The sequence below is a fragment of the Arthrobacter sp. genome (assembly GCF_048266065.1).
Classification (GTDB): Bacteria; Actinomycetota; Actinomycetes; order Actinomycetales; family Micrococcaceae; genus Arthrobacter_H.
This window is the reverse complement of the sequence record NZ_JBLXAH010000007.1, coordinates 84,658-103,925: the sequence shown is the minus strand read 5'-3', so window position 1 is coordinate 103,925 and position 19,268 is coordinate 84,658. Positions and strand designations below refer to the sequence as shown.

Here is a 19,268-nt window from a genome sequence, read left to right as displayed (position 1 = left end):
ATCCTACCGACCAGGACGAACACCCCGTGATGTACACCACTAGGCAGTGGGTGCGTTGCCTGCCTGCCGGTCCCGGCGGACGCGCCTGACCGTGTGGAAGACACGATGTGCCAACACGACCAGGGCCGCCCACATCAACCCCAACATCCATGCGGCGGCGACGTCGGTGAGCCAATGGTGGCCGAGGTAGACGCGGCTGAGGCCGATGAGCACCACATAGGCCGCGCTGCCGGCGATCATCCAGGCCCGGGCCATCCGCTTTTCCAGTTCCAGGAACCACAGGTAGGCAATGACCGCGATGATCGCTGTGGCATTGAGGGTATGGCCGCTGGGGAAGGAGGGGGAGGTTTCATAGGGCGGAATGGCATCGGCCCGGTCGGGGCGGGCCCGGCCGAAGAGGTTCTTCCCCGCGATCGTCATGGCCAGCGACCCCAGGGCCGACGAGGCAATCAGCAGGAATGGGCGCCACGACCGGGACCGGTAGGTCAGCGTGATGATGGCCAGGATGGCGATGATCGGCATGCCGATGGTGCCCCCGGTGTGCGTAAACCAGGTGATCGCCGTGTTCAGCGCCCCGGAACGCCAGGACATGACCCACGCCAGCAGTGGATGGTCCAGTCCCGCCAGGCCGTCGTCTTCGGTCACGCCCTCGTAGACCTCCGAGGCGAGGTACGTCATCACCACGACGAAGACGCCCCCGAGAACCAGCGTGATCCACATGGCCCCGTAAGGCCCAAGGCGGGAGGCCGCCTTTTCCGCCGTCGTCCTCAGGGCACTGCGGAAGCCAGCGGGATGCCGGGTGGGTGGTGTCCGATCCATGCTGACAGACTAGTGCCATGTCATTACGCGTTCTGGCCATCGGGAAGAAGCACGAGGCGTGGGTGGCCGACGGGATCGACCGGTATGCGAAGCGGATGAAGAAGCCGTTCGACGTCTCCTGGCAGCTGCTACCCCACTCGTCACGCGAAGGCGATGCCGCCCGGACCGAGGAGTCGGCGCGCATCCTCGCCAAGGTGGGTGCGCAGGACCATTTGGTGCTGCTGGACGAACGCGGCAAGAACATCGACTCCCCCACCCTGGCGCGAACGCTGCAGCAACCGCTGGATACCTCCCGCACCGTGGTGCTGGTGATCGGCGGCGCCTACGGGGTGGATGCCTCGGTGCACCAGCGGGCCGACTTCGTCTGGAGCCTGTCGAAACTGGTGTTCCCGCACCAGCTGGTCCGGCTGGTCCTGTCCGAACAGCTCTACCGGGCCCAGGAGATCGCCGGCGGGCGGCCGTACCACCACTCCTAGGGCGGGGTCCGCCGCGATCCAACGCGTCGGGGCTTCGGCGTAGGCTTTCACCGATGGCAACCCAGCCCCACGCAGCCCAGGTGCTCGAGAGGTTCACGCCCGCCACCCGCGAGTGGTTCACGGGCGCCTTTGCCGCGCCGACGACCGCCCAGCTGGGGGCCTGGGATGCCGTCTCCAGCGGCGGCAACGCCCTGGTGGTCGCGCCCACCGGCTCCGGCAAGACACTCTCCGCCTTCCTCTGGGCACTGGACGGCTTCATCCGGCACGCCAGCGGCCAGGCGGAGCTGCCGCTGGACTCCGCCCCCGCCGCGACGGGGACCGGCAAGAAGGCCAAGACCCCGAAACGGCCCACACGGGTCCTGTACATCTCGCCGTTGAAGGCGTTGGGCGTGGACGTGGAGCGCAACCTGCGGGCCCCGCTGATCGGCATCACGCAGATGGCGAAGCGGATCGGGCTGCCCGCCCCGGAGATCACCGTGGGCGTCCGGTCCGGGGACACCCCGCAGAACGAGCGGCGCAAGCTGCTCTCCACCCCGCCGGACATCCTGATCACGACGCCGGAATCGCTGTTCCTCATGCTCACCTCGCGGGCCCGGGAGACGCTGGCCTCCGTGGACACGGTGATCCTCGACGAGGTGCATGCCGTGGCGGGAACGAAGCGCGGGGCGCACCTGGCCGTGTCGCTGGAGCGCCTGGATGCCCTGCTGGAGAAGCCCGCCCAGCGCATCGGGCTGTCGGCGACCGTGGAACCGCGGGCCGAGGTGGCCCGGTTCCTGGGCGGGAACCGGCCCGTGGAGATCGTCGCCCCGCCGTCGGAGAAGACGTGGGACCTCACGGTCACCGTCCCGGTGGAGGACATGACCGATTTGCCGGCCGCGGCGGCGGCCCACGACCTGGGACCGGCGACCGGGCTGCAACCCCAGGCGAGCATCTGGCCGCATGTGGAGGAGAAGATCGTCGACCTCATCGAGGCGAACCGCTCCACGATCGTCTTCGCGAATTCGCGGCGGCTGGCCGAACGGCTGACGGCGAACCTCAACGAGATCCACGAGGGGCGCCGCCAGCTCGAGGGCACCGATCCCTGGGCGACCCCCGTGGAAGGCGACGGGAGCGGCTTCGGGGGCACCGGCGTCGTACAGGACAAGGTGGAGGCCCCGGCACCGAGGCAAGCGCCGGCGCAGATCATGGCACAGGCCGGCGCGACGACGGGGGCGGATCCGGTGCTGGCGCGGGCCCACCACGGGTCGGTATCCAAAGACCAGCGGGCGGTGATCGAGGATGACCTGAAGTCCGGTCGGCTGCGGTGCGTGGTGGCGACGTCGTCGCTGGAACTGGGCATCGACATGGGGCTGGTGGACCTGGTGGTCCAGGTCGAGTCCCCGCACTCCGTGGCATCCGGCTTGCAGCGCGTGGGCCGGGCCGGGCACCAGGTCGGCGAGGTGTCCACCGGGGTGTTCTTCCCCAAGCACCGGTCCGACCTGGTGAACACGGCCATCACCGTGGAGCGGATGCGCGCCGGGGAAATCGAGGCGCTGTCCATCCCGGCGAACCCGTTGGACATCCTGGCGCAGCAGACCGTGGCGGCCGCCGCGCTGGGCGAGGTGGATGTGGAGGAATGGTTCGACGTGGTGCGCCGGTCGGCGCCCTTCGCCGCGTTGCCGCGCTCCGCGTTCGACGCGACCCTGGACCTGCTGGCCGGCAAGTACCCCTCCGACGAGTTCGCCGAGCTGCGCCCGCGGATCGTCTGGGACCGCGATGCCGGGACGCTTACCGGCCGTCCCGGCGCCCAGCGGCTGGCCGTGACGTCCGGCGGGACCATTCCCGACCGCGGGCTGTTCGGGGTCTTCCTCATCGGCACCGAGGAGCAGGCCAATGGCGGGCGGCGCGTGGGCGAGCTCGATGAGGAGATGGTCTACGAGTCCCGGGTCGGGGACGTCTTCGCGCTCGGGGCGACCAGCTGGAAGATCGAGGACATCACCCATGACCGGGTACTGGTCTCCCCCGCGTTCGGCCAGCCCGGCAAGCTGCCGTTCTGGAAGGGCGATTCCCTGGGCCGCCCCGTGGAGCTCGGACGCGCGCTGGGTCGCTTCCGCCGTGAGGTCGCCGGGGCGTCGGAGGAGACGGCCCGGGGGCGCCTGGGGGCGATCGGCCTGGACGGGTGGGCGGCGGCCAACCTGTCCGGCTACCTGCACGAGCAGCAGGAGGCCACCGGCGTCATCCCCAGCGACACGACGCTGGTGGTCGAGCGGTTCCAGGACGAGCTCGGCGACTGGCGGGTGGTGCTGCACTCCCCGTTCGGGTTGCCCGTGCACGCCCCGTGGGCGCTGGCCGTCGGGGCGCGGCTGCACGAACGATACGGGATGGACGGCTCGGCGATGGCCGCCGACGACGGGATCGTGCTGCGCGTGCCGCTGATGGACGACGAGCCGCCCGGGGCCGAGCTGTTCCTGTTCGATCCCGACGAGCTGGAGCGGATCGTGACGAACGAGGTCGGCGGGTCGGCCCTGTTCGCCTCGCGGTTCCGCGAATGCGCCGCCCGGGCCCTGCTGCTGCCACGCCAGAATCCTGCCAAGCGCACCCCGTTGTGGCAGCAACGCCAACGCTCGGCCCAGTTGTTGGACGTGGCCCGGAAATACCCCTCGTTCCCTGTCATCCTGGAAACGGTCCGCGAATGCCTGCAGGACGTCTACGACCTGCCCGCCCTGCGCGGGATCGCCGCGGACCTGGCGGGGCGCGGACTGCGGATCGTGGAGACGACGACCCGCCAGCCCTCTCCGTTCTCCCAGACGCTGCTGTTCGGCTACGTCGCCCAGTTCCTCTATGAGGGCGACTCGCCGTTGGCCGAGCGGCGGGCCGCCGCCCTGTCGATCGACCCCTCGCTGCTGGGTGACCTGCTGGGGCGCACCGAACTGCGTGAACTGCTGGACCCCGACGTCATCGCCGCGACCGAGGCCGAATTGCAGCGCCTGGCCCCGTCCCGCCGGCTGCGCGGCGTCGAGGGGGCCGCCGACCTGCTGCGGCTGCTCGGCCCCTTGGCCGTGGAGGGGCTGGCCGCGCGGTTGCGCCCCGATGGCGCAACAGAGGCCGGGAGCCTCGATGACGACGGCGAGTCAGCGTCCGGGGGCGCGTCGCTGGCGGTGGCCGAGGCGCAGGCGTTCGCCGAGACGCTGGTCCGCAGCAACCGGGCCCTGCGGCTGAACGTGGGCGGGAAACCGGTGCTGGCTGCGATCGAGGACGCCGCCCGGCTGCGCGACGGGCTCGGGGTGCCGCTGCCGATGGGCGTCCCGCTGGCGTTCATCGAACCGGTCGCCGACCCGCTCGGTGACCTGATCGGCCGGTACGCACGCACCCACGGCCCATTCACCGTCGCCGAGGCGGCGGCCGCGCTGGGTCTGGGCACCGCCGTCGTGCTGGGTGTCCTGAAACGGCTGGCCACCGAATCCCGGGTCGTGGAGGGCGAGTTCCGTCCCGCCGACGGCGGATCCGCAGCCGGTGTCCCCGCGGCGAGCGAGTGGTGCGATGCCGAGGTGCTGCGGCGGATCCGGCGGCGGTCGCTGGCGGCGCTGCGGGCCGAGGTCGAGCCGGTGGACGATGCCACGTTCGGGCGGTTCCTGCCGGCATGGCAGTTCGTGGGTGAGGACCTGCGCGGGATCGACGGGGTGGCCACGGTCATCGACCAGTTGGCCGGGGTTCCCGTGCCGGCGAGCGCCTGGGAGTCGTTCGTGCTGCCGGCGCGGGTGCGGGACTACCAGCCCGGGATGCTCGATCAGCTCATGGCCACCGGCGAGGTCCTCTGGTCCGGTGCCGGGTCGCTGGCCGGCAACGACGGGTGGATCAGCCTGCACCCTGCGGCCGACGCCGAGTTGACGCTGACCCCGGCTGCTGACTTCGAGCCGACCGGTGTGCAGGAACGGATCCTGGAGGTGCTCGCCGGCGGCGGGGGCTACTTCTTCCGCCAGGTGACCGAGGGCCTGGGGGTGACCGGGCAGGACGAGTCGGTGCTGGCTGCTTTGTGGGAGCTGGTGTGGGCCGGGCGGATCGGCAACGACACGTTCTCCCCGGTCCGCGGGCTGCTCGGCGGAGGCAAGACCGCCCACAAGCCGCGCGGTGCCGCCCCGCGGGCCCGCTCCCCCCGGTTGGGCAGGATGCGTTCCCCGCGGGGTCCCGGGATGCACGATGCGGCGCTGGGGCCCGGTGGCCTGCGCCCGGTCGGGCCCGGGGCCACGGCCGCAGCGGCGTCCGCCCCTCCGCGCGCCGCTGGACGCTGGTCCCTGCTGCCCGCCGCGGAGTCCGACCCGACCATCCGCGCCCATGCCAGCGCCGAGTTCCTGCTGGACCGCTACGGGGTCCTCACCCGCGGTTCGGTCATGGCCGAGGACATTCCCGGCGGGTTCGGCATGCTCTACCGGGTGCTGGCCCGGCTGGAGGAGGCCGGACGGGCCCGGCGCGGCTACTTCATCGAACACCTCGGAGCCGCCCAGTTCTCCGTTCCGGCCACTGTCGACCGGCTGCGCGGCCACACCCGGGACACCGACCTGGAGGCCGCGGGGCTGGGCGCCGGCGGTGGCACGCGGGTTCCGGCTGCCGTGGCCCTGGCGGCGACCGACCCGGCGAACCCCTACGGCGCGGCCCTGCAGTGGCCGGCGCTCCCGCCCACCGAAGGCACCGGGGCCTCCCCCACCGGGCAGCGTCCCGGGCGCAAGGCCGGAGCCGTCGTCGTGCTCCTGGACGGGCGGCTGGGACTGTACCTGGAACGTGGGGGCAAAACGGCGCTGGCCTTCACCGAGGACCCGGCGGAACTGGACGCCGCGGCCCGTGCCCTGGTGGCAGTGCTGCGGACCGCCCGGGTGGAGCGCATCGCCCTGGACAAGGTCAACGGCCACCCCGTTCCCGACACCCCGGTGGCCACGGCCCTGCTGGCAGCCGGATTCCACTCCTCCCCCAACGGCCTGCGCTTCCGCCCGTGAGTCGCCGGGCGGGGACCGGTATAGTGTGACCCACTCCACCAGGCGATGAGGCGACAGAGGATGTGACCGGACATGCCAGAGGGTGACAGTGTCTATCGCGCGGCGCGCCGGCTTGATGCGGCGCTGAGCAACCGGCCCCTGCAGTCCTGCGATTTCCGCGTCCCCGCCTTCGCCACCCTGAACCTGTCCGGCCACATGGTCTCCTCGGTCGTTTCCCGGGGCAAGCACCTGCTGATCCGCGTGGCCGATGTCAGCATCCATTCGCACCTGTCCATGGACGGGCACTGGGATGTGTACGCGCCCGGCGAGCGGTGGCGTGCCCCGGCCTTCAAGGCCCGCTGCGTGCTCAAGAACGAGGATTTCCAGGCGGTGGGCTTCGACCTGGGGTTCCTGCGTGTCATCCGCACCTCCGAGGAGCCCGAGGCGGTCGGGCACCTGGGACCGGATCCGCTGGGCATGTCCTGGGACCCGGAGGAGGTCCGCCGCCGGCTGGAGACCATGCCGGAGCGGCCCATCGCCCTGACCCTGCTGGACCAACGCGTCATCGCCGGGCTGGGGAACATCTACCGTTCGGAGCTGATGTTCCTGCTGGGCCTGCACCCGCGCACCCCCACCGGGCAGGTCCCGGACGCCGGGCACCTGATCGATTTGACCCACCAGCTGCTGCACGCCAACAAGGACCGGTCCCGCCGGGTCACCACCACCCCGCCGATGCGGGACCAGTATTGGGTCTACGGCCGGGCCGGACGGGCCTGCCTGCGCTGCGGGGAAACCGTGGAACACCGCACGCTGGGCCAGCCGCGGCCGGCGGCGGGGTTGGGACGGGCCGTGGCGCCCGGGCTCGCCGGCCGGGGTGCCCGCCACGACGCGGAACCGGGCCACCTCCAGCTCAAGCCGCGCCCCCAACCGGCAGTCGCCGACTCCCCCGACCGGGGCATGGAGCTGAACGAACGCGACGTGTATTTCTGCCCGCGCTGCCAGCCGGACCCGCGTCCCTGAGCGCCGGCGTGGGAAACTGGTCCGATGGCCATGCAATCCCCGCTTCCCGTGCGCGACGGCGTCAACGCGACCCGCCTGCGCATTCCGCGGGAGGGACCCTGGGCTACGGTCCTGGACTACATGCTCGAACGCTTCGGCCATGTCAACCCCGAGGGCATCATCCGCCGGTTCCGGGACGGGGAGGTCGTCGGCCTCGGCGCCGAACCGCTGACCCCCACCACACCCCTGGGCGTGCACGACTTCCTCTGGTACTACCGCAACCTGCCCCACGAACCGCGCCTGCCGGTCACCGAAACCATCCTGTTCCAGGACGAGAACCTGCTGGTGGTGGACAAACCGCACTTCCTGCCCACCACCCCGGGCGGACGCTTCGTGCAGGAATCGGCACTGGTGCGCCTGCGCAACCGGCTGGGCCTGCCGGAGCTGATCCCCATGCACCGCCTGGACCGTGCCACCGCCGGCGTCATCCTCTTCTCCACCAACCCCGCCACCCGCGGCGCCTACCAGACACTGTTCGAACGCCGCCGGATCGAGAAGGAATACCGCTGCGTCTCGGCACTGCCCACCGGCTGGGACACACCAGTGCACGACGCCGATGCCCCCACCGCGGGCGGCTCCCGGGCCCCGGCCGCCACGGGCAACACGTCCGCCAGCTCACCGGCGCGCACCACGCCACCGCCGCCGACTTCCCGCTGGAGTACCGCAACCGCATGGCCAAGGAGAAGGGCCATCTGCTGGCCCTGACCCAGCCCGGGGAGCCGAACGCCGAGACACGGATCGACCTGCTCGCCACCGGGACCAGCACCGGGGCCCACGCGGGCACCGCCGTCGGGCTGTTCAGGTTGCGCCCGCATTCGGGCAAGACGCACCAGCTGCGCGTGCACATGGCGGCCCTGGGCCTGGGCATCGTCAACGACCCGTTCTACCCCGTCCTGCTGGACAAGGCCCCGGATGACTTCACCCGGCCGCTGCAGCTGCTCGCCCACTCGATCTCCTTCACCGACCCGCTGACCGGGGCCCCGGCAACGTTCACCTCGGCGCGCACCCTGGACGAATTCCCGGGCCCCCTGGACCCGGAACCCGATCGTGTCGACGGTGTTACCTCCATTCGCCAGAGGTAAACGGCCCTGTGGGGATCACAATCCGGCCACAGCCTGCCCCCCGGTGCGTCGGCGTCCCTCACCTGCCCCATGGCATTGGGTACGCTTGACGTGGTGGTGTTGGGAGGAATCATTGCCAAGGCAATCAGCGGTTAAAGGGGATTCCACGTCATGACAGAAACACGCCAGGATACTTCGGCTGCCTCCGCGGCGCTGGAGCGACTGCGTGCCTCCCAGCCGTCTTCGCCCGTTCCCGCCTCCGAGGGACCCGACTCCGAGGGGCCCATCTCCGGCACCACGGCCAGCCCGGCTCCGGCCTCCGGCTCCGGCTCCGCCGCGGCCCGGCCCGCCGTGAAGCTTCCCCCCAAGCCACTGCGTGACCCGGAGGGCGTCCCCGAGGATCCGGCGGCGCCGTCACGGCATTTTGCGGCACCGGGCACCCGTGGTGGGGCGGACGACGAAAACGCCACGACACGCTTGAACACCTGGCTCGACGGGCTGGAATCGCCCGATTGGCGGGAGCTGGGGACCAAGGCCAAGACCACCACGGCGCAGGCCATCGCCACGCAGCGGGCCAACGCCCGGAAGCGGGCGGCGGCACGCGAGCAGGCCCGGGCGGAGAAAGCCAAACAGCGCGCCGAACGCGAGGCCGCGGAACGTGCCGAGGCCGAGGCCGCCGCGGAACGCGAGGCCGCGGAACGTGCCGAGGCCGAGGCCGCCGCGGAACGCCAGCGCGCGGCCGACGAGGCGGCCCGCGTGGCCACCGAGAAGGCCGCCGCCCAGCAGGCAGCCGAAGAGGCCGCAGCCCGCGCCGCCACCTCCAGCGAGGACCTCGAGTCGCTGGTCGAAAGCGCGCGGGAGGCCATCGTCGATGCGGCGGCCCACCCGATTCCCCGCACGGCGGAGGAACTGCGCAACACCAGCTCGTTCTGGGTCGACGACGAGGGACCCATCTACGTCCCGCCCTACAACCTGCCCTCCCGCGACCCCGATCCGGAGGAAACCCAGGCGGATCTGGTGCGCCGGATCATCGTCTCGGTGGCCGCGGCGCTCTCCTTGGCGCTGGGCTTCCTGGGCCTGGGCTGGTTCGGCGGTGCCACAGCGCATTCCGCCGACGACTCCCCGTTCCGCCCCCGGACCGCACTGCTGGCCCCGGGCATCGATTCCTTCATGATCTGGGGGGTGCTGTTCATCTGGATCGTGCTCTATGCGATCTACCAATGGCACCCCAGCCAACGCTCCTCCTACCGGCAGCGGGAGATCGGCTACCTCACGGCGGGCGCTGGCCTGCTGGGTGCCCTGTGGCTGTTGTGCGCCCGGGCCTCGCTGGTGTTCCTGTCGGTGGTCATCGCCCTGGCCCTGACCACCGTCCTGGTCTACGCCGTCCGGCGCATGAACCAGCGCACCGCCCGTTCAACGATGGAGCGCGTGTTCGTCGACGGTCCCGGCGCCCTCTACATGGGCTGGGCGCTGGTCCTGCTGCCGGCGACCCTGAGCATCGCGCTCACGCGCACCGGTTTCAGCCTGCTGCTGCCGGCCTCGTGGTGGGGCTTGCTGGTCATCGTGGGGGCCACCTGGGCCGCCGTGACGATGTCGATGTCCGAGCGCGGCAGGATCGTGCTGGCGCTGGGCTTCGCCTGGGGGCTGTTCTGGATCATGCTCGACCGGTTGATCGGCCCGCTGTTCTCCACCCCGGTGGCCATCATCTGCGGTCTCTGCGCGTTCATCGTGCTGCTGGCCACGGAGAACCGGCGCTACCAGATCGGCCATGCCGAACGCCGGGCGGCCCGCGGCCAGCGCACGGAATTCTAGCGGTTCCTAGACCGGGGACCAGCGGCCGCGCGCCCGGCGCAACACCACCAGGTCCCGGGTCCGGGCCACCTGCTCCACCTCGGCCCGCATCAGGGCCGCGGCCGAGCGCGCGACCCGGGCATCGGCGTCGTACTCCTCCTCCTCGACGGTGAAACGCAGGGTGATCCGCGGGACGCCGCCGACGATGTCCAGCTGGTTCGCCTCCACATGGTGGCGCGTGCCCAGGGCGGCGACGGCGGCATCCATCACCGCCTCGGGGCGGTGGCCCGGGCGCAGGGCGAGGATGTTCAGCTGGACGCGGAAGGAAGGCACCGGCCCAGCCTATGCTCGCCGGTGCCGTGCGCGGAAAACCCGGTGGCGATCCGCGGTTCAGGCGATGGCCGAGATGCCGGTGACGGCGCGGCCGACGATGAGCTGGTTGACGTCCTGGGTGCCCTCGTAGGTGTAGATGGCCTCCGCGTCGGCGAAGATCCTGGCCATTCGGTGGTCGGTGACGATCCCGTTGCCGCCCAGCGCCGCACGGCCCAGGGCGACGGATTCGCGCATCCGCTCCGTGGTGAAAGCCTTGGCCAGTGCCGCCTGGTCCATCCGTTCGGTGCCGCCCGCCTGGGCGTGGGCGATCTGGACCATGAGCGCCATCGAGGCGGTGGCGTTGCCCAGCATGGTGGCCAGCTTCTGCTGGATCAGCTGGAAGGAGGCCAGCGGGCGGCCGAACTGTTCGCGCGCCCGGACGTAGTCCCGGGTGACGTCGAAGGCCGCCAGTTGCTGTCCAACCGCCAGCCAGCCGACCATGATCCGGCTGGAGCGCAACAGCTGGTTGGTGTCGGCGAAGGATTCGATGCCGGGGAACCTGTCGGCCTCGGGGACCCTGACATCGTGCAGGAGCACGTCGGCGTTCTGCACGGTGCGCAGCGAGATCTTGTGTTCGATCCGCGAGGTGGACACCCCGGGCAGCGAGGTGTCCAGGATGAATCCGCGGACCGTTCCGGTGTCCTCGTCCAGGGCCCAGAGCAGCATGTGCTCGCAGAATGTGCCGTTGCCGATCCAGCGTTTGGCCCCGTTGATGATCCAGTCGTCCCCGTCGCGGCGGGCCCGGGTGTCCATGCCCTTGGCGACGTCGGAGCCGTGGTCCGGTTCGGTCAGGGCGAAGGCCCCGGTGGTGCGCAGCGCCGCGGCATCGGCCAGGTAGCGTTCGCGCTGGCCCTGGGTGCCGAAGTCGTGCAGGGATTCGACGAAGAGGTCGTGGTGGATCATGAAGAACGTGGCCAGTGACGCATCGGCCCGGGCCAGTTCGGCGATGAGCAGCCCGTGGAACAGATGCGAGTAGCCGTGCCGGGTGGGCGTGCTGATGCCCAGCGCCCCGAGTTGGGGCAGCAGGTGGAAGGGGAACTGCTCGTCGGTCCACCACTGGCCGGCGAACGGGACCATGTGCTCGGCCACGAAGGCCCTGACCTCGGCGAGCTTGGCGCGCTCCCGCTCGTCGAGTTGGGATTCGATGTCCAGGAAGTCGGCCCCGGGCAGGGGGCGGGGCGGGCGGATGGGGGTTCCGCCGTCGTCCTGTTCAGCCATGGTCCGCGCCTACTTCGGTGCCATGCGGATGGCGCCGTCGAGCCGGATGGTCTCGCCGTTGAGCATCTGGTTGGCGATGATGTGTTCCACCAGGGCCGCGTATTCGGCGGGTTTGCCCAGCCGGGAGGGGTGGGGGACCTGGGCGCCGAGCGAATCCTGGGCCTCCTGCGGCAGGCCCGCGAGCATGGGGGTCTCGAAGATGCCGGGGGCAATGGTCATCACGCGGATGTGCTGGCGGGCGAATTCGCGGGCCAGCGGCAGCGTCATCGCCGCGACGCCGCCCTTGGAGGCGGCGTAGGCGGGCTGGCCGATCTGCCCGTCGAAGGCGGCGACGGAGGCGGTGTTGACGATGACGCCGCGTTCTTCGGTGGCGGTTTCCCCGTTGAGGATCGGCTCCGTGGCCGCGATGGCCTCGGCGGCGAGGCGGATGACGTTGAAGGTGCCGATGAGGTTGATGGCGACGACCTTCTGGAAGGCCGCCAGCGGCAGGACGCCCTCGCGCCCCAGGACCTTGCCGGGGGTGCCGACGCCGGCGCAATTGACCACGATGCGCAGCGGGGCCAGGTCGGAGGCCACCTGCACCGCGGAGGCGACCTGGTCCTCGTCGGTGACGTCCGCGGCCACGAAGCGGGCGCGTTCGCCCAGTGCGGCGGCGGTGTCCTCGCCGGCGGAGGAGGGCAGGTCCAGCAGGACCACGTGGGCCCCGGCGTCGTAGAGCTTCTTGGCGGTGGCGGCGCCCAGTCCGGACGCGCCGCCGGTGACGAGGGCCGAGGCCCCGGCGATCTCCATGGTTTCTCCCAACACGCGGCACATACCGCTCGGTTAATGGTTGCTAACTCAAATGACACTCTAGTGCGTGGATGCCGCGTACTCCACCCCCTTTGCGCCGTAGGATGCGGAGATGAGTTCCGCATCCGGCACCCGCCCCTTCCTGTTGATCTCCACGCGCGATGACCCGACGGCGGCCGAGGACGAGGTCCGCGGCTTCCTCTCCGCGGGCCGGCTCTCCCCCGCCGATCTAGTGGTGCACGCCCTGGATGCCTCCCCCCTGCCCGCGGAGCTGGACCTGGAGGACTATGCCGGGATCCTGCTCGGCGGTGGGCCCTTCAACTCCTCGGATGACCCGGCGCGCAAGTCCACCACGCAGCTGCGGGTCGAGTCCGAGCTTTCCGCGCTGCTGGACCGGATCGTGGAGGCCGACTTCCCGTTCCTGGGTGCCTGCTACGGCGTCGGGACCCTGGGGGTGCACCAGGGCGGGATGGTGGACCGCACCCATGGCGAACCCGTCGGCACCGCCCGGATCGAACTGACCGACGCGGGCGCCGCCGACCCGCTGGCCGCCGGATTGCCCCGCACCTTCGATGCGTTCGTGGGGCACAAGGAGGCGATCTCGCAGCTGCCCGGCCGCGCGGTGCTGCTGGCGACCTCGGCCACCTGCCCGGTGCAGATGTTCCGCATCGGGGCCAATCTCTATGCCACCCAGTTCCACCCGGAGCTCGATGGGGACGGCCTGGCCACCCGCATCGCCGTGTACCGCGACGCCGGGTATTTTCCACCCGAGGCCGCCGGCGAGCTCACCGATCTGGCGCACGCCGCCGATGTGTCCCATGCGGCGACGGTCCTGCGGAACTTCGTGGCCCGCTACCGGCGCTAGGATCCCGCAGCCGGCGTGCGGGCGCGCTTCGGCGCCTCCGCAAACCCCTGCTGGGCGTAGGGGGCCTGCCCCGCCTCGAGCATCGCGACGTATTCGGCCGCCTTGCGGACCTTCGATTCGGCCCGCTTGAGCGTGTGGATCCGGTAGTAGAGCGCAAAGCGGTTGGTTCCGTTGAGCCGGTCGTACGCTTCCCGGGCCACCGGGTGGCCGGCGAACGCCTCGACCAGTTCCGGAGGCAGTTGCGCGCTGGCTGCTCCGGCATAGGCGGCATCCCAGCGGCCGTCGGCCCGCGCGGCGTCCACCTCGGCGATCCCCGCGGCCTCCATCCGCCCCTCGGCGGCCAACCGGTCGACCAGCCCGACGTTGATGGCCGACCAGGCGCTGCCGCGGCGGCGCCGGGTGAAGCGCAGCAGGTAGCTGCCGGCATCCCGGCTTCCAGCCTGCCCGTCGATCCAGCCGAAGCACAGCGCCTCGTCCAGGGCGGCCGCCCGGGTCAGCGAGGTCACCGCCCCGCCCTTCTTGTGCACGACCAGGCGGACACCGGCATGGGTTGCATGGTGCTCCCGGAGCCAGTCGCGCCAGCTGGCGGCATCGGGGAGCAGCAGTTCGGGCAGTGGGGTGGCCATGGGCCCATTCCAGCAGAAGCCGGTCCCGGGGTCTAGACGGAGCATTGCTAAATTGCTAGCATTCTAACCATGTCCACCGATACGACCCCCGATCCGGACCGCAAGGTCCAGTTCAACGTCTACCTGCCCGCCGGGCTGGCCCGCGACGTCAAGCACGCTGCCATCGACGCCGAGACCTCGCTGTCGGCCTTCGTCGCCGACGTCCTGGCCGCCCACCTGCAGACCCACCCCCAGTCCCCCGCGAAGGAGAAGCCCTGATGCTGCGCGTCACCCCGATCATCTTCACCGACCACGCCCACGCCTGGGCCGAACTGCTCGAGGCGGTCGGCCTGCAACGCGCCGTCCACGCCGAGGGCTGGCAGGAATTCGATGCGGCCTCCGGCCGGTACCGCCTCCACGCGCCCGACGCCGAACACCCCTCCGGCACCATGCGGCTGGCCTTCGAGGTCGGCGACCTGGACGAGTTCACCCGGCGCACCCGTGAAGCGGGCACCGGCGTCGTCCTCACCGAGGAAGGCCATGGACGCACCGCCACCATCACCGGACCCGATGGGCTGTCCTTGGTCGCCACCGTGGAGGCGACACGCCCGGAACCCCCGGCGGCGGATCCCGCCCTGCGCGTGCTCGCCCTGTGGATGACACCTGACCCCGAGGGCTCCGCTACGACCCTGCGGAACATCGGCGCCCGCCCGGAGGTCGCCAGCGACACCGGTGGATGGGTCCAGTTCCGCGCCAAGAACGGCGGGCTCGTGGCCACCCACTCCTCCACCACGCCACACGCGGTGCCCAGCTTCCAGTACGACGGCGACATCGAGCAGTTGCGGGCCCGGCTGCTGGAATCGGGGCTGGCCGCCGAGCTGATCGACGAGTCCTATGGGCGCACCGTGCGCCTGCGCCACCCGGACGGCGGCGAGGACCTCTGGATCAACGAGACGCCGCGGGACCTCTACGGCTACCACCGCGTGGACGCCTGAGACCACGCCTGGCATTTTTCAGTTGCGGAGGGCGCCTCGCCATTCAAGGCCGCGCGGGCGTCGAAGACCCGAGATCTGCCCCACCAGGGCTTCAGGCGGGACCGTACTCGTAGAATCCCCGCAGTAGCGCCTCATTGGATTCGACGAGATGGGCGCGCATCTCGGACTCGGCGTCCGTCGCGTTGCCGCTGGCCACTGCCTCGAAAATAGCCTGGTGGGCAGCCCGCTCGATTTCCGAGGCAACATGGCCCTCAACGACGGGCATGAGGTAGTGCAACCGGCTCACCTCATCGGTCAGGGCCCTGACGACGGAAGCCGCACGATGGTTCCTGGATGCCGCGACGCAGGAAAGATGGAATTCCCGTGCAGCCACCAGACGCTGATCCAGAGAGGCGCTCTCGCTGAATTGGTTGTTCATATGCCGCTGCAAGGTGAACACCAGCTCCTCGGTGACGTTGCGGGCAGCAGCAGCCAGCAGTGGTGGCTCAAGAATGAGTCGGAGGTCCATGACCTCGCGCACATCATGGAAGCTCAAACTGCTGACCATGTAACCCTTGCGGGGCAAGACGGTGACCAAAGATTCGACGGCAAGCATTTGCAGCGCCTCGCGAACGGGCGTCTTTGAAACGCCGTAGGCCAACGCCAGCTCAGGTTCCAAGACGATCTCGCCGGGCCTGAGTTCCGCATGGAGGATCTGTTCGCGGATCAGGTCCCTGACGCGCTCTGCTTGGGATTGGCGCGGCTTCTGCGGTCCGACATGGGCAACGTCGGGGGCGCTACCTGGCATTGCGCCTCCTTAGCTCAGTTGAAGCCCTCCGGCAACGGGGATGACCGTTCCCGTCACATACTCCATGGTCAGAAGGCCCGAGACAACTTCGGCCACGTCCTCGGGCCTCCCCAGCCGGCGCGCGGGAGCATTTTCGAGAACCGAGTCCCGCAACTTCTGCCAGTCATGGGTCAACGGCGTATCAATATACCCGGGTGCCACGGCATTGACCCGGATCGCAGGGCCAAGCGCCTTGGCAAGAAGCTTGGTCAAGTGGACGACGCCAGCTTTGCTGACCGCATACGGTATGGAACTGCCGGCAGCTGAAATGCCCGCCAGGGAAGCCGTATTGACAATTTGCCCGCCGACGGTCGCCAAGTATGGCCGTGCGGCACGCGAGACGTTCCACGGTCCTTTGAGATTGACCGCCATCACTGCGTCCCAAAATTCGTCATCCACTGCGTCCAGGTCTGCATGCGGAATCTGCCGGGCAATTCCGGCATTGTTGATTACCGCGTCCAAGCGGCCGAACTCGTCAATGGCGGACGAAACGAGCCGGCCGGCATCCACGGCCGAACTGACATCTGCCTCCACGTAGATCGAACCGTCGAGCGCCTCTGCGAGACGCAAGCCTGCGTCAGCCGTCCCATAGCCGTTGAGGACAACTGACCAGCCGTCCGCGTGCATTCGGGTGGCAATGGCAGCGCCAATTCCGCTGGAGGATCCCGTCACCAAGCCCACTCGTTTAGCTGGCTGACCGCTCATGGGTTCACCATCACTGCGCCCGCAGCGGGGTTGTTGGCTGCATAGTTGGTGACGAGTGCGGCCAGTGAATGCCCGCCGTGCCCCGCATCAACTGCGGTGTCGAAGGCCCTCCTGGTCGGGTCAAGCAAGGCTGAATCGACGTCTGCTTCAGCCATAAGTGCCGCAACCAGACGCTGGACCTCGATGAGTCCTCCGATGGAAGCGCCGCCTCCGTCAAATTCTCGGGCACACGCTGCCGGCAACTGCATATCCAGCATGGTGCTGGCAGCCCACCCACCCATCAGTGCGTTGTGGGCTACTTCAGGATCAATTCCACTGGCATGGACCAAGGCAGCAGCTTCTGCCGCTGCCAGGGCATGCGTGGAGACCAGAAGTTGATTGATGAGTTTGACCTTGAGCCCGCTGCCGATGCCGCCGATATGGACCAAGCGACTGCAGTAACTATCCAGGATCGGCGTCAGGGCTTCCATTGCGGGCGCGTCGGCCCCAATCATGCTGACGAGCGTTCCCTCCCGTGCCCCACGGGGACCACCGGAAACGGGGGCATCGGCGAAGTTTGCCCCACGCTCGCCGAGGGCATGCAGGATTTCCCTGGCAAGGTCGGGGTCGAAGGTCGCGTGCTCCGCGAAGAGCTGGCCGGGACGAGCCGACTCGACGATTCCACCGGGACCAAGATAGGTCTCACGGATAACTGCAGTATCCAGCAGGCATCCGAGGACGATGTCCGAAGATCCGACTACATCCTCCAGGGTGGTTCCAATGGTTGCCCCGGCGTCCGTGAAGGGCTTCAATTTCTGGGGGTTCCTGGCCCATACGCGCACTTGGTAACCGGCCTCCAAGAGACGAAAGACCATGCCGGATCCCATGGCTCCAGGGCCGAGGAACCCGACGTCGGGTAATGCTGAATTTGTCGCTGGTTGGCTCAATTTCGTCTCTTCCTGTTGTCGATTTCGAATCCTCATACCCGAGCCACCGGCACATCGGGACTAGAAGTGGCCAGGGGCGTCGGTTCCCTGTCGTTGTCGTCCTCGAGGCTGGCATGCCGAAGGAAGTCAAAGTCGCAACCTTCATCGGCCTGCAGCACATGCTGTTGGTGCAGCCGTGCGAAACCCCGGACGGGTCGTTGTCGGTTCACATAGGCCGGGCGCGACGCCAACTCGTTCTCGGTGAGAAAATGCCGAATCGTCCCGGCGGCCACGTCAAGTTCGATTTCATCGCCACTGCGAAGCATGCCCAAAGGTCCTCCGGCAGCAGCCTCCGGCGCAATGTGCAGGACGACGGTTCCGGTGGACGTTCCTGACATCCGGGCGTCGGAAAGCCTGACCATGTCCCGAACCCCGGCCCTATGTAGTTTTGCCGGAATCGGGATGTGGCCGACTTCCGGCATGCCGGGGGCACCGAGGGTGCCCATCCCGCGAAGGACCAGCACGCTGTCGGCGTCCACCTCCAAATCAGGGTCGTCTATCCGGGCATTGAGGTCCGCGATGCCGTCAAAAACGACCGCGCGCCCCCTGTGTTGTTGCAATGCCGGATTATGAGTACCTGCAGCCTTCAGAACCGCCCCGCGTGGGGCCAGGTTCCCACCCAACATGACCAACGCACCACGCGGCGACAATGGTTCTCCAAGAGCCGCGATGGCGGGATGTTCTTCATAAGCGTCAGCCGTCAGGATCTCTTGCCAGCTGGTTCCACTGGCCGTCGTCGTCGAGGTATGGATCCTATCCCGGATTCGGTTGACGATGGCTGGGATGCCGCCAGCTTGCTCCAGATCGGAGAGCAAGTGTTCCCCACCCGGACGGACATTGGCGACGTACTCAGTGGTGGACGACCAGCGTTCGAAGTTCTCGACACCGATCCGCAAACCGGCACGACCAGCTATGGCCTCCATATGGATGACGGCGTTGGTGGATCCGCCCAGGGCGCAGACGACGCGGAAAGCGTTCTCCAACGATTTCTCCGTCACCAATTGTTGTGGACGGACTTTGGCTCGAGCCGCCTGGACCGCTCTGCGCCCGGTTGCCCGGGCCAGTTCCCGACGAGCGGAACTGTTGGCGGGAGGGAGCGCCGAGCCAGGTAGGGCAAAACCCAGCATTTCCGCAACGGCTGCCATGGTTGTCGCCGTTCCCATGACATTGCAGGTCCCCACCCCGGTGTTGACGCTTCCTTCCAAGGACAACCAGTCCGCGTCGTTAACATCTCCAACTCGGCGCGACTCGCAGAGAGGCCAAACATCGTCCACAGTGAAATCGTGGTTGCCCTTGAAACACGACACGGGACGGGGGCCCGCAGTCAGCATCACCGCGGGTTTGTCCGCGCTGATGGCACCCATCAATTGCGCCGGGACGGTTTTGTCGCACCCCCCCAAAAGGACAACTCCATCTATGGGTGAACTGGAAATCATCTCCTCAACGTCCATCGACATGAGATTGCGCAGATACAAGCTGGTGGGCCGCGTAAAAGGTTCCGAGATGGAAATCGTCGGGAATTCCAGGGGCAACCCGCCTTCCTCGCGTATTCCCGCCTTGACTGCGCTCGCTAGCGAGGCCAACCCTGCATTGCAGGGATTCAACTCACTCGCGCTATTGGCAATGCCGATGACCGGGGACTTCCTGACATCCTCCGCCGAGAAGCCCTCGCCCCGCAGAAATATCCGATGCATGAGTCCGTCCTGGCCCTCATCTGCGAACAACGCGCCACCGGCTTGAACTAGATCCCGTTGTGACATCGACTCTCCTCGGGTA

16 protein-coding genes and 1 pseudogene are annotated in these 19,268 nt (G+C 69.0%); 8 read left to right on the top strand and 9 right to left on the bottom strand.

The genetic code is table 11. The features are described from left to right. Positions 1-39: 39 nt before the first annotated feature. Entirely contained in the window at positions 40-819 is a 780-nt protein-coding gene (locus tag ACN0TP_RS12765) for a phosphatase PAP2 family protein (RefSeq protein WP_417219563.1), read from the bottom strand. A gap of 17 nt (positions 820-836) precedes the next feature. Between ACN0TP_RS12765 and rlmH the strand changes: the two genes are divergently transcribed. The 5 genes and pseudogenes from rlmH to ACN0TP_RS12740 all read left to right on the top strand — a co-directional run bounded on the left by rlmH (position 837) and on the right by ACN0TP_RS12740 (position 10,173). After that, complete coding sequence (gene rlmH / locus ACN0TP_RS12760) at positions 837-1,295, top strand: 23S rRNA (pseudouridine(1915)-N(3))-methyltransferase RlmH (protein WP_417219562.1); 459 nt, start codon at positions 837-839, stop codon at positions 1,293-1,295. A 53-nt stretch (positions 1,296-1,348) separates the two neighbouring features. Further along, positions 1,349-6,262, top strand: coding sequence for an ATP-dependent helicase (locus ACN0TP_RS12755; RefSeq protein ID WP_417219561.1), 4,914 nt, complete (start codon positions 1,349-1,351; stop codon positions 6,260-6,262). A gap of 72 nt (positions 6,263-6,334) precedes the next feature. Further along, positions 6,335-7,261: a DNA-formamidopyrimidine glycosylase family protein gene (locus tag ACN0TP_RS12750; RefSeq protein ID WP_417219560.1), complete on the top strand. Its 927-nt coding sequence runs from the start codon at positions 6,335-6,337 to the stop codon at positions 7,259-7,261. A 30-nt stretch (positions 7,262-7,291) separates the two neighbouring features. Next, a pseudogene (locus tag ACN0TP_RS12745) lies at positions 7,292-8,382 on the top strand (pseudouridine synthase). A 150-nt stretch (positions 8,383-8,532) separates the two neighbouring features. Then, a complete protein-coding gene (locus ACN0TP_RS12740) occupies positions 8,533-10,173 on the top strand; it encodes a hypothetical protein (RefSeq protein WP_417219559.1) in 1,641 nt (546 codons plus the stop codon). Positions 10,174-10,179: 6 nt separating this feature from the next. On the opposite strand, the gene ACN0TP_RS12735 is transcribed toward ACN0TP_RS12740, so the two are convergent. From ACN0TP_RS12735 to ACN0TP_RS12725, 3 genes are read right to left on the bottom strand one after another with little or no spacing between them, the layout of a single operon-like run. Beyond that, complete coding sequence (locus ACN0TP_RS12735; RefSeq protein ID WP_417219558.1) at positions 10,180-10,485, bottom strand: hypothetical protein; 306 nt, start codon at positions 10,483-10,485, stop codon at positions 10,180-10,182. A gap of 57 nt (positions 10,486-10,542) precedes the next feature. Next, positions 10,543-11,742 (bottom strand): acyl-CoA dehydrogenase family protein, encoded by a 1,200-nt coding sequence (locus ACN0TP_RS12730; RefSeq protein WP_417219557.1) that lies wholly within the window; start codon positions 11,740-11,742, stop codon positions 10,543-10,545. A 9-nt stretch (positions 11,743-11,751) separates the two neighbouring features. Then, positions 11,752-12,531 (bottom strand): 3-hydroxyacyl-CoA dehydrogenase, encoded by a 780-nt coding sequence (locus tag ACN0TP_RS12725; RefSeq protein WP_417219556.1) that lies wholly within the window; start codon positions 12,529-12,531, stop codon positions 11,752-11,754. A gap of 112 nt (positions 12,532-12,643) precedes the next feature. Here ACN0TP_RS12725 and ACN0TP_RS12720 point away from each other — a divergent pair, with 112 nt between their 5' ends. After that, positions 12,644-13,396, top strand: coding sequence for a glutamine amidotransferase (locus ACN0TP_RS12720; RefSeq protein WP_417219555.1), 753 nt, complete (start codon positions 12,644-12,646; stop codon positions 13,394-13,396). Here the strand turns inward: ACN0TP_RS12720 and ACN0TP_RS12715 are convergent. Continuing rightward, the gene (locus tag ACN0TP_RS12715) at positions 13,393-14,022 is read right to left on the bottom strand and encodes a YdeI/OmpD-associated family protein (RefSeq protein WP_417219554.1); all 630 of its coding nucleotides are present in this window, start codon (positions 14,020-14,022) and stop codon (positions 13,393-13,395) included. The genes ACN0TP_RS12720 and ACN0TP_RS12715 overlap by 4 nt on opposite strands. 69 nt (positions 14,023-14,091) lie before the next feature. Here ACN0TP_RS12715 and ACN0TP_RS12710 point away from each other — a divergent pair, with 69 nt between their 5' ends. Both ACN0TP_RS12710 and ACN0TP_RS12705 read left to right on the top strand, forming a co-directional pair. Then, positions 14,092-14,280, top strand: a complete 189-nt coding sequence (locus tag ACN0TP_RS12710) for a CopG family transcriptional regulator (protein WP_417219553.1) — start codon at positions 14,092-14,094, stop codon at positions 14,278-14,280. Then, a complete protein-coding gene (locus ACN0TP_RS12705) occupies positions 14,280-14,996 on the top strand; it encodes a VOC family protein (protein ID WP_417219552.1) in 717 nt (238 codons plus the stop codon). The genes ACN0TP_RS12710 and ACN0TP_RS12705 overlap by 1 nt, the downstream gene beginning before the upstream one ends. Positions 14,997-15,087: 91 nt before the next feature. Here the strand turns inward: ACN0TP_RS12705 and ACN0TP_RS12700 are convergent, their stop codons facing one another. From ACN0TP_RS12700 to ACN0TP_RS12685, 4 genes are read right to left on the bottom strand one after another with little or no spacing between them, the layout of a single operon-like run. Beyond that, positions 15,088-15,783: a GntR family transcriptional regulator gene (locus tag ACN0TP_RS12700; RefSeq protein ID WP_417219551.1), complete on the bottom strand. Its 696-nt coding sequence runs from the start codon at positions 15,781-15,783 to the stop codon at positions 15,088-15,090. 9 nt (positions 15,784-15,792) lie between these two features. Then, the gene (locus ACN0TP_RS12695; RefSeq protein ID WP_417219550.1) at positions 15,793-16,527 is read right to left on the bottom strand and encodes an SDR family NAD(P)-dependent oxidoreductase; all 735 of its coding nucleotides are present in this window, start codon (positions 16,525-16,527) and stop codon (positions 15,793-15,795) included. Then, the gene (locus tag ACN0TP_RS12690) at positions 16,524-17,489 is read right to left on the bottom strand and encodes an NAD(P)-dependent oxidoreductase (RefSeq protein ID WP_417219549.1); all 966 of its coding nucleotides are present in this window, start codon (positions 17,487-17,489) and stop codon (positions 16,524-16,526) included. Before ACN0TP_RS12690 ends, ACN0TP_RS12695 begins: the two co-directional genes overlap by 4 nt. Next, the gene (locus tag ACN0TP_RS12685) at positions 17,486-19,252 is read right to left on the bottom strand and encodes a dihydroxy-acid dehydratase (RefSeq protein ID WP_417219548.1); all 1,767 of its coding nucleotides are present in this window, start codon (positions 19,250-19,252) and stop codon (positions 17,486-17,488) included. The genes ACN0TP_RS12690 and ACN0TP_RS12685 overlap by 4 nt, the downstream gene beginning before the upstream one ends. Between the last annotated feature and the right edge of the window lie 16 nt (positions 19,253-19,268).

Excerpts from the sequence above, each read along its gene's own strand:
- ACN0TP_RS12765 (WP_417219563.1), bottom strand. The coding sequence starts at position 819 with ATGGATCGGACACCACCCACCCGGCATCCCGCTGGCTTCCGCAGTGCC.
- rlmH (WP_417219562.1), top strand. The coding sequence starts at position 837 with ATGTCATTACGCGTTCTGGCCATCGGGAAGAAGCACGAGGCGTGGGTG.
- ACN0TP_RS12755 (WP_417219561.1), top strand. The coding sequence starts at position 1,349 with ATGGCAACCCAGCCCCACGCAGCCCAGGTGCTCGAGAGGTTCACGCCC.
- ACN0TP_RS12750 (WP_417219560.1), top strand. The coding sequence starts at position 6,335 with ATGCCAGAGGGTGACAGTGTCTATCGCGCGGCGCGCCGGCTTGATGCG.
- ACN0TP_RS12740 (WP_417219559.1), top strand. The coding sequence starts at position 8,533 with ATGACAGAAACACGCCAGGATACTTCGGCTGCCTCCGCGGCGCTGGAG.
- ACN0TP_RS12730 (WP_417219557.1), bottom strand. The coding sequence starts at position 11,742 with ATGGCTGAACAGGACGACGGCGGAACCCCCATCCGCCCGCCCCGCCCC.
- ACN0TP_RS12725 (WP_417219556.1), bottom strand. The coding sequence starts at position 12,531 with ATGGAGATCGCCGGGGCCTCGGCCCTCGTCACCGGCGGCGCGTCCGGA.
- ACN0TP_RS12720 (WP_417219555.1), top strand. The coding sequence starts at position 12,644 with ATGAGTTCCGCATCCGGCACCCGCCCCTTCCTGTTGATCTCCACGCGC.
- ACN0TP_RS12715 (WP_417219554.1), bottom strand. The coding sequence starts at position 14,022 with ATGGCCACCCCACTGCCCGAACTGCTGCTCCCCGATGCCGCCAGCTGG.
- ACN0TP_RS12710 (WP_417219553.1), top strand. The coding sequence starts at position 14,092 with ATGTCCACCGATACGACCCCCGATCCGGACCGCAAGGTCCAGTTCAAC.
- ACN0TP_RS12705 (WP_417219552.1), top strand. The coding sequence starts at position 14,280 with ATGCTGCGCGTCACCCCGATCATCTTCACCGACCACGCCCACGCCTGG.
- ACN0TP_RS12700 (WP_417219551.1), bottom strand. The coding sequence starts at position 15,783 with ATGCCAGGTAGCGCCCCCGACGTTGCCCATGTCGGACCGCAGAAGCCG.
- ACN0TP_RS12695 (WP_417219550.1), bottom strand. The coding sequence starts at position 16,527 with ATGAGCGGTCAGCCAGCTAAACGAGTGGGCTTGGTGACGGGATCCTCC.
- ACN0TP_RS12690 (WP_417219549.1), bottom strand. The coding sequence starts at position 17,489 with ATGAGGATTCGAAATCGACAACAGGAAGAGACGAAATTGAGCCAACCA.
- ACN0TP_RS12685 (WP_417219548.1), bottom strand. The coding sequence starts at position 19,252 with ATGTCACAACGGGATCTAGTTCAAGCCGGTGGCGCGTTGTTCGCAGAT.